Genomic DNA, 12,947 nt, shown 5'->3' with positions numbered 1-12,947 from the left:
AACAACCAGGACATCAGCTCGCTGGTCGGCAAGGTCGATATCCGCAAGCTCGAAATGCACGCGCAGAACGATCCTGACGCGTATTCCTATTCGGGCGGCCTCAACCGCGCCAATCAGGGCATTCTCGAATTCGTCGAAATGTTCAAAGCGCCGATCAAGATGCTGCACCCGCTGCTGACGGCCACGCAGGAAAGCAATTACGTCGGCACCGAGAATATCGGCGCGATCCCGTTCCAAGGCGTCATCATGGCGCACTCGAACGAGAGCGAATGGCAGACGTTCAAGAACAACAAGAACAACGAAGCCTTCATCGACCGGATCTACGTGATCAAGGTGCCGTATTGCCTCCGCGTGCAGGAAGAGCGGCTGATCTACGAAAAGCTGATCCGAGGTTCGGAGCTGTCGGAAGCGCCATGCGCGCCGGGCACGCTGGAAATGCTGGCGCGGTTCTCGGTGCTGTCGCGCCTGAAGGAGCACGAGAACTCCAACGTGTTCGCGAAGATGCGCGTTTATAACGGCGAGAGCCTGAAGGAGGTCGATCCGAAGGCGCGCACGATGCAAGAGTATAAGGACGCCGCCGGTGTTGACGAAGGCATGGACGGGATCTCGACGCGGTTTGCGTTCAAGGTGCTGGCCGCGACCTACAATCACGACACCACCGAAGTGGCCGCCGATCCGGTGCACTTGATGTACGTGCTGGAGCAGAACGTCCGGCGCGAACAATATCCCCAGGAGACCGAGAACAAGCTGCTGGAATTCGTGAAGGCCGAACTGGCGCCGCGCTATGCGGAGTTCATCGGCAACGAGATTCAGAAGGCGTATCTCGAGAGCTACCACGATTTTGGGCAGAACCTGTTCGATCGCTATGTCGATTTCGCCGACGCTTGGATCGAGGACATCGACTACAAGGACCCCGACACCGGCCAGCTGCTCAACCGCGAGCTGTTGAACCAAGAGCTGTCGAAGATCGAAAAGCCGGCTGGCATCGCGAACCCGAAGGATTTCCGCAACGAAGTCGTGAAGTTCACGCTGCGCGCACGCGCGGGGCATGGCGGCAAGAACCCGTCCTGGACTTCCTACGAGAAAATCCGCGAAGTGATCGAGCGGCGCATGTTCAGCCAAGTTGAGGACTTGCTGCCGATCATCAGCTTCGGCTCGAAGAAGGACGGCGACAGCGAGAAGAAGCACGAGGAGTTCGTGTTGCGCATGGTCGAGCGCGGCTACCTCACCTACGCGCCAGCCCAGCAAGACTGACGGCCGGACTTCCGGGCCGGTGGCGATGTACGCCTCGGCGGCCGGTTTTGGCCATCGATCGGGTGCCTGAGTTCAGCGGCCAGCCTGGAAGACGTGTCACCGAGCACAGCGCCGACATGGCCCCAAGGTGAAACTGGCCCTAGACCTGCTCGGTCATCCAGATTCTGAGCGCCCGCAGGAAAGGTAACGCGTCGCGGAATTCCTTCTGGGTGAAGCCATCGCGCAGCTTCTCCACCTTCGGCCGGATCGCCGCCATGGACCGTGCGTAGGCCTCGCGTCCGTTCGCGGTGAGCCGCACGCGCTTGCGCCGCCGATCCGCGCCGCACGGGTCCACGGTGATGAGCTTCGTCGCTTCGAGCCTCTGCAACGTGTTGGTGATCGCCCCGGGCGTCATCTTCAGAGACCTGGCGATGAACGCCGGCGTGAGGTCCTCGCCACGCCGGGCGATCAGGTTCAGCACCTCGTACTGCGGATACGTCAGCCCGACTGGCAGGCTGCGGCTGATCGCCGTTCGCACCCCGTACTCGATCATGCTGATCTCGTCGAAGACCTGAACCTCGGGATGGTCCTCGCTGACCATGCGCACAGCCTCCGAATCACCCGCCGGGCCATCATGATTCATTGCGCGCGAACAATCTAGTTCAAGATCGAACGATCAGCCCGTGGCTGCTTGCCGCGCCTCGGTCAGGCCCTGGCGGGCCAGCTCGTCGGCCCGTTCGTTCAGCTCGTGGCCAGCATGACCCTTCACCCAATGCCATTTCACGTCGTGACGCTGCCGCGCTTCATCAAGACGTCGCCACAGGTCTTCGTTCTTCACCGGCTTGTTGTCGGCGGTCTTCCAGCCACGGCGTTTCCAGTTGTGGATCCATTCGTGGATGCCCTTCTGCACGTAGGTCGAGTCCGTGTGCAGCTCGACCCTGCAGGGCTTCTTCAGCGCCTCCAGCGCTTGGATGGCGGCCATCAGCTCCATGCGGTTGTTGGTCGTCCCGGGCTCGCCGCCGCAGATCTCCTTGCGGCTCTCGCCGGAGATCAGGATCGCACCCCAGCCCCCCGGCCCCGGGTTCCCGGAGCAGGCGCCGTCGGTGAAGATCATCACGTGGGGCGTCAAGCACCGCCCCCGAACAGCACCAGGTCGGGCGACGACCTGTGCACTGCCAACTTGCGCTCGTACTCCAACGGATCCTTGGGGCGCACGAGCGCGCCGGCGGGCGTCGCGCCCCAGTCGTGCAGCCGGGTCAGGAAGAACCGCATCGCCGCGCCGTGCGCCAGCACCGGCAACACCGAGCGCTCCGCGTCCGACAGCGGCCTGCGCGCCTCGTACCCCGCCACCAGCGCGCGCGCCGAGGTGATGTTGAAGCTGCCGTCCGGCTCGAAGCACCAGGCGTTCAGGGCGACCGCGATGTCATAGGCCAGCGCATCGGTGCATGCGAAGTAGAAGTCGAAGGCCGCCGCGAACTTGCCGGCCTGGAAGAACACGTTGTCGGGGAAGTAATCGGCGTGGATCACGCCCTCCGGCAGCCCGGTCGGCCAGCCCGCAGCCAGCCGCGCCAGATCCCCCTCGATCACCGCCGCCAGCCCCGGCTTCAGCCCCTCAGCCTGCGCCTTCAGCGTCGAGAACATCGGCGACCAGGACGACTGCCCCAGGTCGTTCTCCCGTCGCATCGGGAACCCGGCGCCCGCCAGGTGCAGACGGGCCAGGCTGTCGCCGGCCTCGCGGCAGTGGGCCACGCCGGGCCTGCGCACCGACAGCCCGGAGAGGAAGCTCACCAGGGCGCAGGGCTTGCCCCGCATTCGCTTCAGCACCTGGCCGTTGCGGTCGGGGATCGGCCGCGCGCTAGGAAACCCGTGCTGCTCCAGCCACTGCATGAGGCCGAGGAAGAACGGCAGGTCCTCCTCCCGCACCCGCTTCTCGTAGACCGTCAGGAAGTACCGCCCCGTCTCGGTCTCCAGCAGGAAGTTGGAGTTCTCCACCCCCTCGGCCACGCCCTTGAACGAGGTGGCCGCGCCCAGGTTGAAATCGGCCAGGAGGGCGGCCAGCTCGTCATCGGTGATGTCGGTGTAGACCGCCATGGACGCCGCATGCGGTAGGTCGTGCGGCCGGTCAACCCTCGGCTCTGATTGTGCTACAACCGCGAGGACCTCGCGGAGGAACCCATGATTGCATTGAAGGTCGAGCAGATCGGCGACCGGGTGGCGGTCGTCCTCACCGAAGAGGCCTTGCACGCGCTGCACCTCGCCGTCGGCGATACGCTGCAGTTGGAGGCCGGCGGCGACGGATCCTTCCAGGCCGTGGGCCGAGCAGGCTGGGCCGAGGACCCCCATGCCAGGGGCCGCGCCTTCCTGCGCAGATACAACCGCAGCTTCACCCGGCTCTAGGGTTAGCGGCTACTTCGGCTCCGGGCCGGTTACCGAGGCCAGGCGCAGACCGCCCTCGGCCGCCATGCGCCGGCTGAAGTCGGGTTCGTAAGCCTGTTCGGGGTCGGCGCGGACCATGCGGTCCAGGACCTCCGCATCGTCGCCGACCAGGATCCGCCAGCGCTCGTCCTTGACGCCGTTGAGGATCACGGTGGCGGCCTGGGCGGCGCTCATCGGCGCGTCCTCCCGGAACCGGCGCGCCTGTTCGGCGATCATCCCCTGCACCGCCTCGTCGCTCAGCGCCTCGGCGTCGACGCCGCCGGCCGCCAGGCGCTTGCGGGCGCGCGCCATCTCGGCGGGCGAGAGCTTGTCGTCTTCGGTGTTGTTGATCACCTTCCTGGAGTTGGCGGAGATGTCGGTGCCGATGTGCCCCGGCATGACCACCGAACACTTGATGTGCGGGGCGTTGACCCGCAGGTCGGTGATCAGCGCCTCGGTGAAGCCCTTCACCGCGAACTTCGCCGCCGCGTAGGAGGTGTGGGGGACCCTTGGGCCCAGGCTGGCCCAGAAGCCGTTGATCGACGAGGTGTTGACGATGTGCCCCTCATCGGCGGGGATCATCAGCGGCAGGAAGGTGCGCACGCCGAAGTACACCCCGCCCCAGCAGATGTTGAAGGTGCGTTCCCACTCGTCGCGGTCGGTCTTGAACATGGAGCCGCCGCCGCCGATGCCGGCGTTGTTGAACAGCAGGTTCAGCTTGTCGCGGTCGTGGGCCTTCACGGCCTCGTCGCGGAAACGGATCAGGTCGCCCTCGATGGAGACGTCGGCGTGGTGGGCTGTGATCCTGGCGCCCTGCGGGATGCCGTCGGCGGTGGCGAGGCGGATGGTCTCGGCCATGGTCCGCTCGGAGACATCGCACATGGCGACGCTGCAGCCCTCGGCAATCAGCTGTCGGGCGAGCTCGCGCCCCATGCCCGTGCCCCCGCCGGTGACCACCGCGAACTTGCCCGCGAAATCCTTCATGGCGTTCCTCCCGCTCTGCTGCGGAGACCCTAGACGCGCGGGCCCGCGGCGGAAGTGGTCACGTGGCGTAAACGGGTCCTTCGCCGCCGCCGGGGCCCGTGACACCGCCTGAGATTGGGTGCGATAAGACAGTGGGCGGAGGGGTTTGATGGCGACGTCCGAGCAAGCGACGGGCCCGGAGCGGGCGGCGCGCGCCGGCGACCTGGCGCGGGGGCCGCGGTTCCTGTTCGCCCTGGCGGTCATCGCAGCCATGGCCCTCTTGTGCGCGCCGCTCTTCGTGGAGCAGATCGACCGCTCCGCCCCCAAGCCGGCCGCCGGCCTGGTGGACTACTCGGCCTACGGCGCCCTGAAGGGGCCGACGCCGATCTCGGGCGAATGGAAGCTCACCTGGCGGAGCGGGGCGCCCGGCCCGGCCGCCGGGTCGACCCAGCTGGTGGCGCTGCCCGGCCGATGGTCGGAGACGGGCAACGGACTGCCCGGCCAGGGCGCCGCGAGCTATCAGCTGACGATGCTGGGCGTGAAGCCCGGTCGCTACGTGCTCTACGTGCCGACCATCTATTCCGCCTCGCGCGTGGTGGTGAACGGTCGCGTCCTCTCGGAGGAAGGCGTGGCCGGGCTCAGCGACGCCACCACCCAACCGACGGTGCGGGCCCACGACGTGACCATCGACGCCGATGGCGGGCCGCTGGACGTGCGCCTGGACGTCTCGTCGTTCGGCCAGCGGGACAATGGCGTGGAAGGGGCGCCCCTGTTCGGGCCGGCCAAGGCCATGAACCGCTGGATCGCGCTGCACTGGATGCGCGGCATCCTGCTCCTGACTTCGCTCCTGGTGCTGGCCTGCTACGGGCTGATCATCTTCGCCTTCCGCCGCAAGGACCGGGTGTGGGCGTGGTTCGGGCTGGCCTGCCTGTCGATGATCCCGGTGATGGCGGTCTTCGCCCACGACAACCTGATCCTCCTGGCGGCGCCCGGCATGTCGCTCCTGACCATGCGGGCGATCGAGTACCTGACGGTCTGCGTCGCGATGGCCGCGCTGGTGGCCTACACCGACCACCTGTTCCCGAAGGAGAGCCCCAGGGTCCCGTTCTGGATCCTGGAAGGCATCATCGTCGCCGATTTCCTCGCCTATGCCGTGGCGATCCCGATCCACGGCACGATGGGGCTGTCCGAGGTGTCCTACTGGTCGGTATGGGTGCGGCTGGGCACGATGCTCTATGTCACCTTCATCGTGGCGCGCGCGGCGTGGCGGCGGAGGTCGGGCGCAGCGGTCTACCTGCTCGGCATGGCGATGTTCTTCGGCGCCATGATCTACACCGACTTCACGTCGAACGGCTTACTGCCGGAGCGCGGGATCGGCATCGACCTGATGCCATTGGGCATGCTGATCATGCTGCTGTGCCAGATCGTGGTGATGGCCGAGCGGTGGGGCGGGGCGATCGAGACCGCGGAGTCGACCAGCGGCGAGCTGCGCCAGCTTCTTGACGTCAACATCGCCATCGCCAGCGAGATCCACCTGGAGGAACTGCTGCGCAGGATCGTGCAAGTGACGTCGCAGATCATCCGCGCCGACCGCAGCTCGCTGTTCCTCTACGACGAACGAACCGACGAACTGTGGTCCGTTGTCGCCGAGGGGGTCGACGGCCGCGAGATCCGCTTCCCGGCGGGCTCGGGTCTGGCCGGCGAGTGCTTCACAATCAGCACGCCGATCAACGTCACCGACGCCTACGCCGACGAGCGGTTCAATCCCGAGGTCGACAAGGCCACCGGCTACGTCACCCGCAGCATCCTGTCGGCGCCGGTGGTGACCCGGGCGGGCAAGCAGCTGGGCGTGATGCAGGCCTTCAACCGGCTCGACGGCGAGGTGTTCGACGACGCCGATATCGCCCGGATGACCGCCTTCGCGGCGCAGGCGGCGGTGGCCATCGAGAACGCCACCCTGTTCGGCGAGGTGGCTTCGGAGCGGAACTACAACGACTCGATCCTGCGCTCGATGTCCTCCGGCGTGATCACCCTCGACCGCGCGGCCCGCGTGGTGAAGCTGAATGCTGCGGCGTGCGAGATCCTCGGCGTGGCGCCGGAGCTGGCCAGCGACCCGGAGACCCAGCGCGAATGGGCGTCCAGCAACCCTTGGCTGTCCGCCGAGATCACCGAGGCGGGGGCGACCGGGCGGCCGAAGTCGTTCCTGGACGCCGACCTGGTAACGGTGCGCGGCGACAAGATTTCGGCCAACGTCTCGATCGTACCGCTGATCTCCGACGAGGAGCAGGCCGGCCTGTTGATCATCGTGGAGGACATCACCGAGGGCAAACGCCTGCAGGGCGCCATGCGGCGCTTCATGAGCCAGGACGTGGTCGACCAGATCATGGGCCGCGAGGACGAGCTTCTGTTCGGCGCCGCCTGCGAGGCCAGCGTCCTGTTCGCCGACATCCGCGGGTTCACGAGCCTGGCCGAGCACCTCGGCCCGCGCGACACGGTAGACATGCTGAATGAGATCTTCACCGACCTCTTCGAGGCGGTGGCCGCCTCCGACGGCGTACTCGACAAGTATATCGGCGACGCCATCATGGCCGTCTACGGGGCGCCCTTGAGCACGGGCCGCGACGCCCAGAACGCCGTCGACAGCGCCGTCGAGATGGTGGGGATGATCGGGGCGATCAACGAACGGCGCCGCGACCGCGGGGCGCCCGACATCCGCCTGGGCGTGGGCATCGCCAGCGGCAACGTGGTGGCGGGCACCATCGGCTCCCCCAAGCGGATGGACTACACGGTGATCGGCGACAGCGTGAACCTGGCCTCGCGGCTGGAGGCGATCACCAAAGCCTACGGCGTCGCGATCGTGGTCTGCGAGGACACCGCCCGGGCGGTGGAAGACCTGCATCGCTTGCGCGAGCTGGACGCCATCAAGGTGCGCGGCCGTCAGCGGCCGGAGAAGATCTTCCAGGTCCTGACGCCAGACGCTGCGGTGAGCTCCGCCACCCTGGAGGCCTACGCTCGGGGACGCCGCGCGCTGAAGGCCGGCCGCTGGGACGGGGCGGTGGAAGCCTTCGCCGCGGCCCTGGCGGCCACCCCCGACGACGGGCCCGCGGCCCTGATGCTGGAGCGCGCCCGCCAGCTCGCCGCCTCTCCCCCGCCAGCCGGCTGGGACGGGGTCTGGGACTCGGCGAAGGCGGCGTAGCCGCGGCGGCTTATCGTGGGGCCTTGCAGGGCTTGATGCTGGCGGGTTGCGGGCGGGCCTTGGGAGCTTCGAAGATGGCGAGGTAGCCCACGCCGCCGTCCATTACGGTCAGGGACAACTGCTTGTAGCCAACGGCTTCGAACTCGCACTTCACCAGGGCGGGCGGCGCGCCATGGCCTTCGGTGGGACGGTCCAGGTCGATCACGCCGACACGGCCGTCGGGCTTCATGTCGGCGGCCAGGTTCCAGAGGAGCGCGTAGGGGTTGGCGATCTCATGGTACATGTGGACCATGATCGCCCGGTCGATCACGCCGTCCGGCAGTTCCGGATCATCCACGGTGCCCACCACGATGCGGACGTTCTTCAGGCCCCGCGCCTGCGCCTCCCTACGCAGGCCGGAGATGTAGGACTCCACGATGTCCTCGGCGTAGACGACCCCGGTGGGCCCCACGGCCGGCGACAACCGCAAGGTGTGATAGCCGGAGCCGGCGCCGATGTCCGCGACCGCCATGCCGGGCTTGATCTCCAGGCGGCGGATCAGCTGACCGGACTCATCGGCGATGTCGCGGTCGGGGCCGGTGGACCAGATCGGCGAGACGATGCCGGCGACCGGGCGGTCGGGTAGAGGGAAGCCTTCGGCGTCGCGCTTCACGGGCTTGGCCGCCGCGCCCTGCGGCGATGAGGGGGAGCACGCGGCGAGCGCGAGGACCGCGAGGATGGCGAGGCTGAAACGCATCGTTCCCTTTGCAGCCTGAATCCCGCGCCGACGCCAGTGAAACGGAACGGGAACGTGCTATAGGGCCGGCATGGCTGACGCCGGAGCGACCGCGCCCGATCTGTTGCCGCCCCGGTTCCAGGCGTGGTTCGAGGGGCGCGGCTGGGCGCCGCGCGCGCATCAGCTGGAGATGGTCGCCAAGGCGCGCGAAGGGCGCGACGCGCTGCTGATCGCGCCCACCGGCGGTGGCAAGACGCTGGCGGGGTTCCTGCCGACGCTGATCGAGCTTTCCGAGCGTCCGCCGGGCAATACGCCGCGCGGACTTCACACGCTCTACATCTCGCCCCTGAAGGCCCTGGCGGTGGACGTGGAGCGCAATCTCGGCAAGCCGATCGCCGAGATGGGCCTTCCGATCGTGGCCGAGAGCCGGACCGGCGACACCGGCGTCGCGCGACGACAGCGCCAACGGGTGAAGCCGCCGGACATCCTGCTGACCACCCCCGAGCAGCTGGCGCTGCTGTGCGCGTGGGAGGGCGCCAGGCTCTATTTCCAGGACCTGCGGTGCGTGATCCTGGACGAAATCCACACCCTGCACGCCTCCAAGCGTGGCGATCTGCTGGCCCTGGACCTGGCGCGGCTGCAGGTGTTGGCGCCGGCGCTCCGGCGAGTGGGGTTATCGGCGACGGTCGATGACCCGGAGGTGATCAAGAACTGGATGGCGTCACATGGGAGGGCGGACGCCCTCCCCTGCCCCCTGCGAGGAGGGGGGTCTTCAATCGACCTCGTCAGGGGCCCGCCCGGGGCCGAGCCGATCGTGGATGTGTTGCTGTCCGAAGGGCGGGTGCCGTGGAGCGGACACACGGCGCAGCACGCCATGGCTGAGGTCTACGAAGTCATCAAGAAGGCGCGGATCGCGCTGGTGTTCGTCAACACCCGCTTCCAGGCGGAGTTCGCGTTCCAGGAGCTGTGGAAGCTGAACGACGACGGCCTGCCGATCGCGCTGCACCACGGCAGCCTGGCGGCCGAGCAGAGGCGCAAGGTCGAGGCGGCGATGGCGCGCGGAGAGCTGCGCGCGGTGGTCTGCACCTCGACCCTTGACCTCGGCATCGACTGGGGCGACGTGGACCTGGTCATCCAGCTCGCCTCGCCGAAGGGCGCGTCACGGATGGTGCAGCGGATCGGCCGCGCCAACCACAGGCTGGACGAACCGTCCCGCGCGCTATTCGTCCCGGCAAACCGCTTCGAGATGCTGGAGTGCCAGGCCGCGCGCGAGGCGATCGCCGAGAACAAGCTGGACGGCGACCCGCCGCGGGTGGGCGCGCTGGACGTGCTGGCCCAGCACGTCATGGGCTGCGCCGTCTCCGAGCCGTTCGACATGCTGACGCTCTACGACGAGGTGCGTTCGGCGGGGCCTTACCGTGACCTGAGCTGGGAGGACTTCGAGGCGGTCGTGGATTTCGTGTCCACCGGCGGCTACGCGCTGAAAACCTACGACCGATTCCGACGCATCGTGAAGCTACCTGACGGGACGTGGCGGGTGCGCAACCTGCAGGTTGCACAGCGGCACCGGCTGAACGTGGGCGCCATCGTCTCGCCGGCCATGCTGTCGGTCCGCGTCGGGACGCGTCGGGGTCAAGGGGGCCGCAAGGTCGGCGAGGTCGAGGAGGGAATGCTGGAGATGCTCGACCCCGGCGATACGTTCGTCTTCGCCGGCCAGGTCTGGGAGCTGTTGGGCGTGACCAGCCTGGATGTGCTGGTTCGGCCGGCGAACGATCGGGAGCCGAAGATGCCCTCGTGGGGCGGCTCGAAGTTCGCGCTCTCCACCTACCTCGCCAAGCGGGTCCGGCAGCTGATGTTCGACGAGGAGCACTGGAAGGTGCTCCCGACCGACGTCTGTGAGTGGCTGGGCGCGCAGAAGGATCGCTCGCTGATCGTTGCAGAGGACGAGATGCTGCTGGAGACCTTTCCGCGCGGCCGGCGCAACTTCATGGTGGTCTATCCCTTCGAAGGGCGGCTCACCCACACGACCCTTGCCATGCTGCTGACGCGCCGGCTGGAGCGACTGGGCGTGGGGCCGTTGGGATTTGTCTGCAATGACTATGCGATGGCGATCTGGGCGCTGGAGCCGATGGACAGCCTGGATTTCGCTGAGCTGTTCTCCGAAGACATGCTGGGCGACGACCTGGAAGCCTGGCTCTCGGAGAGCTTCATGATGAAGCGTGCCTTCAAGGCCTGCGCGATCATCTCCGGACTGATCGAGAAGCGGTTCCCAGGCGCGGAGACGAAGACGGGGCGGCAGATCACCTTTTCCACCGACCTGATCTACGACGTGCTGCGGCGGCATGAGCCGGACCACCTCCTCTTGAGATGCGCGCGTGCGGATGCGGCGACCGGTCTTGTGGACGTGGCGCGGCTGGGCGACATGCTGACACGCATCAGGGGGCGCATCCGGCATTCTCCCCTGGACCGACTTTCGCCGTTCTCGGTGCCGATCCTGCTCGAGATCGGCAAAGAGCGCTCACCCGGCCAGGCCGGCGAACGAATCCTGGCAGAGGCGGAAGAAGACTTGATCGCAGAGGCTACTCGGTGAACGCGCCAGCGCCCTCCCCCTTTAATTATGCGTTCGCGGCCAGCGCCTGCGGCGGACTGGCCACCCGCGTGGCCCGCGCCGACGTGGTGATGCGCTGTTCGGGAGCTCTGTGGATCGAGGGGGCGCAGGCCCTGGTGGTGGCCGACCTGCACCTGGAGAAAGGCTCGTCCTACGCCAGGCGCGGACAGTTGCTGCCACCCTACGACACCCGCGAGACCCTCGGGCGGCTGGAGGCGGAGATCGCCGCGACGAAGCCCGCCGTGGTGGTGCTGCTGGGCGACACCTTCCACGACCGCAAGTCCGAGGCGCGTCTGGCGCCCGATGACGCCGAGCGGCTGCGGGGGCTGGCGACGGGGCGCAGGCTGGTGTGGGTGATCGGCAACCATGACGCCGACGGGCCGCAGACCCTGCCCGGCGAGGCAGTGGACGAGATCGTGCTGGGCGGGTTGACCCTGCGCCACGAGCCGCGGGCGGGCGCCCAGCCCGGCGAGGTGGCGGGACACCTGCACCCGGCGGCGCGCGTGGTCGCCCCGCGCGGGACGGTGCGGCGACGGTGTTTCGTCACCGACGGCGAGCGGACGGTGCTTCCTGCGTTCGGGGCCTACGCCGGGGGACTGAACGTGCTGGACGCGGCGTTCGCGGGCCTGTTCGTGCGGCCTCCGCTGGCGGGTGCGCTGGGGGCGGCGCGGGTGCGGGCGATCGGTTGGCGCCGGCTGGCGGGCGATTGAGCGGCAGCGCTCGCCGACCTCTCTAGGTATCGTCGCCGCCGTCGATGAGCGCGAAGGGACGATCCAGGCGGCGGGCGAGGTCGCGCGCGTCCGCCTCGAGCGCGCTCTGGTACATGCCGCTGGCGACGTGGAGAGCCTTGATCTGGTCGCCCGAGCGGATCGCAAGGCTAAGCGCCTCCCAGCCGCCGCCGCGCCCGGGGCGCACCCGCTCCAGCTCCAGGCGCACGACGTCCGCCATCGGCGCGACGAACAGGTAACCCACGCACAGCACGAGCCCCGCCCCATCCGCCGAGCGGCCCAGCCGGCCATTCAGCACGTCGGCGGACGGCGGCAGCGGGCGGGCGAATTCCAGGAGAAGCTCCGAAGCGGCGCTGTCGCGAATCTGCTGGGGTGTGAACCTCGGAGCATCCTCGAACAACGGGACGAAGGTGTTGACCCATTCCCGCTCCTGGGCAGACAGCGGCGGGCTGAAGCCCGTATTGACGCGGAGGTGGCAGGCGCCCTCCAGCCGCGGGTCGCGGGTCTCGGCGTCGATGGCCGCCTCGTAGGGGCCCTGCAGGTCGCGCGGCCAGGCGGTGAGGCGCACCGAGGCCGGGCCGAAGCGCCACTCCGCCTCGATGGTATTGTTGATGGGCGCGATCCGCTCGCGGCCGAACATCGGCGCGAGCTGGGCGGCCGCGGCCTTGAGGTTCGCCCGCGCGTCACCGCCGACGTTGAGCGCGCCGTGGAACTCGATGGCCGGCAGCCGCGTCGAAATCTCATCCCGCCAGTGGGCCGCAAGCGGGCGGAACAGCCCCGGCAGGAGCGGCGGCTCGGTCGGGACCTTGACGTAGTCCCCGCCGTAGGCCGGGTCGGGGGCGACGCCGTAGCGCCGGGCGAGCTCCGCGCGGCTGGCCCGCCAGGGGAATCCCGCGGCGTCGAGCCAGGCGTGGATCGGCGTGGCGTCGGGCGGGCCGGTCCAGCGCGGGGGACCCGCAGGGCGGCCGAGGCCGAAGAGGCGCAGGATCATGACGCCGATCATGGGCCGCGGGGCGGCCGAGGCAAGCCACAGCGTGAGTGGAGGGCCTGATCCTCCAGGGCCAGTTGGCAGGCGTGGTTCCGACTTGA

Annotated in this window: 11 protein-coding genes; 5 read left to right on the top strand and 6 right to left on the bottom strand. The window is 68.4% G+C overall.

The window, feature by feature from the left end; all coding sequences use genetic code 11:
• Nucleotides 1-1,254: PrkA family serine protein kinase (locus QZV94_RS02790; protein WP_293676278.1), on the top strand; the 1,254-nt coding region annotated here is incomplete at its 5' end.
• 139 nt (nt 1,255-1,393) lie between these two features.
• Here the strand turns inward: QZV94_RS02790 and QZV94_RS02785 are convergent.
• From QZV94_RS02785 to thrB, 3 genes are all read right to left on the bottom strand, one after another.
• The gene (locus QZV94_RS02785; protein WP_293676277.1) at nt 1,394-1,834 is read right to left on the bottom strand and encodes a MarR family winged helix-turn-helix transcriptional regulator; all 441 of its coding nucleotides are present in this window, start codon (nt 1,832-1,834) and stop codon (nt 1,394-1,396) included.
• Between the two features lie 75 nt (nt 1,835-1,909).
• Nucleotides 1,910-2,362, bottom strand: coding sequence for a ribonuclease HI (gene rnhA / locus QZV94_RS02780; RefSeq protein ID WP_293676276.1), 453 nt, complete (start codon nt 2,360-2,362; stop codon nt 1,910-1,912).
• Nucleotides 2,359-3,324, bottom strand: a complete 966-nt coding sequence (gene thrB / locus QZV94_RS02775; RefSeq protein WP_293676275.1) for a homoserine kinase — start codon at nt 3,322-3,324, stop codon at nt 2,359-2,361. The genes rnhA and thrB overlap by 4 nt, the downstream gene beginning before the upstream one ends.
• Before the next feature lie 84 nt (nt 3,325-3,408).
• Between thrB and QZV94_RS02770 the strand changes: the two genes are divergently transcribed.
• A complete protein-coding gene (locus tag QZV94_RS02770; protein WP_293676274.1) occupies nt 3,409-3,630 on the top strand; it encodes a hypothetical protein in 222 nt (73 codons plus the stop codon).
• A 9-nt stretch (nt 3,631-3,639) separates the two neighbouring features.
• Here QZV94_RS02770 and QZV94_RS02765 read toward each other — a convergent pair whose 3' ends face one another.
• Complete coding sequence (locus QZV94_RS02765; RefSeq protein ID WP_293676273.1) at nt 3,640-4,632, bottom strand: SDR family oxidoreductase; 993 nt, start codon at nt 4,630-4,632, stop codon at nt 3,640-3,642.
• A 148-nt stretch (nt 4,633-4,780) separates the two neighbouring features.
• On the opposite strand from QZV94_RS02765, the gene QZV94_RS02760 reads away from it, so the two are divergent.
• A complete protein-coding gene (locus tag QZV94_RS02760; protein ID WP_293676272.1) occupies nt 4,781-7,807 on the top strand; it encodes an adenylate/guanylate cyclase domain-containing protein in 3,027 nt (1,008 codons plus the stop codon).
• A gap of 10 nt (nt 7,808-7,817) precedes the next feature.
• On the opposite strand, the gene QZV94_RS02755 is transcribed toward QZV94_RS02760, so the two are convergent.
• Nucleotides 7,818-8,543 (bottom strand): methyltransferase domain-containing protein, encoded by a 726-nt coding sequence (locus QZV94_RS02755; protein ID WP_293676271.1) that lies wholly within the window; start codon nt 8,541-8,543, stop codon nt 7,818-7,820.
• Between the two features lie 70 nt (nt 8,544-8,613).
• Here QZV94_RS02755 and QZV94_RS02750 point away from each other — a divergent pair, with 70 nt between their 5' ends.
• Both QZV94_RS02750 and pdeM read left to right on the top strand, forming a co-directional pair.
• Nucleotides 8,614-11,112 (top strand): ligase-associated DNA damage response DEXH box helicase, encoded by a 2,499-nt coding sequence (locus tag QZV94_RS02750; RefSeq protein WP_293676270.1) that lies wholly within the window; start codon nt 8,614-8,616, stop codon nt 11,110-11,112.
• Nucleotides 11,109-11,840, top strand: a complete 732-nt coding sequence (gene pdeM / locus QZV94_RS02745) for a ligase-associated DNA damage response endonuclease PdeM (RefSeq protein ID WP_293676269.1) — start codon at nt 11,109-11,111, stop codon at nt 11,838-11,840. Before QZV94_RS02750 ends, pdeM begins: the two co-directional genes overlap by 4 nt.
• Before the next feature lie 22 nt (nt 11,841-11,862).
• Here the strand turns inward: pdeM and QZV94_RS02740 are convergent, their stop codons facing one another.
• Entirely contained in the window at nt 11,863-12,861 is a 999-nt protein-coding gene (locus QZV94_RS02740) for a hypothetical protein (protein WP_293676268.1), read from the bottom strand.
• Between the last annotated feature and the right edge of the window lie 86 nt (nt 12,862-12,947).

It is taken from the genome of uncultured Phenylobacterium sp., assembly GCF_902826855.1.
Classification (GTDB): domain Bacteria; phylum Pseudomonadota; class Alphaproteobacteria; order Caulobacterales; family Caulobacteraceae; genus Phenylobacterium.
Note: the sequence above shows the minus strand (reverse complement) of the source record. Positions and strands in the feature narration are given on the sequence as shown.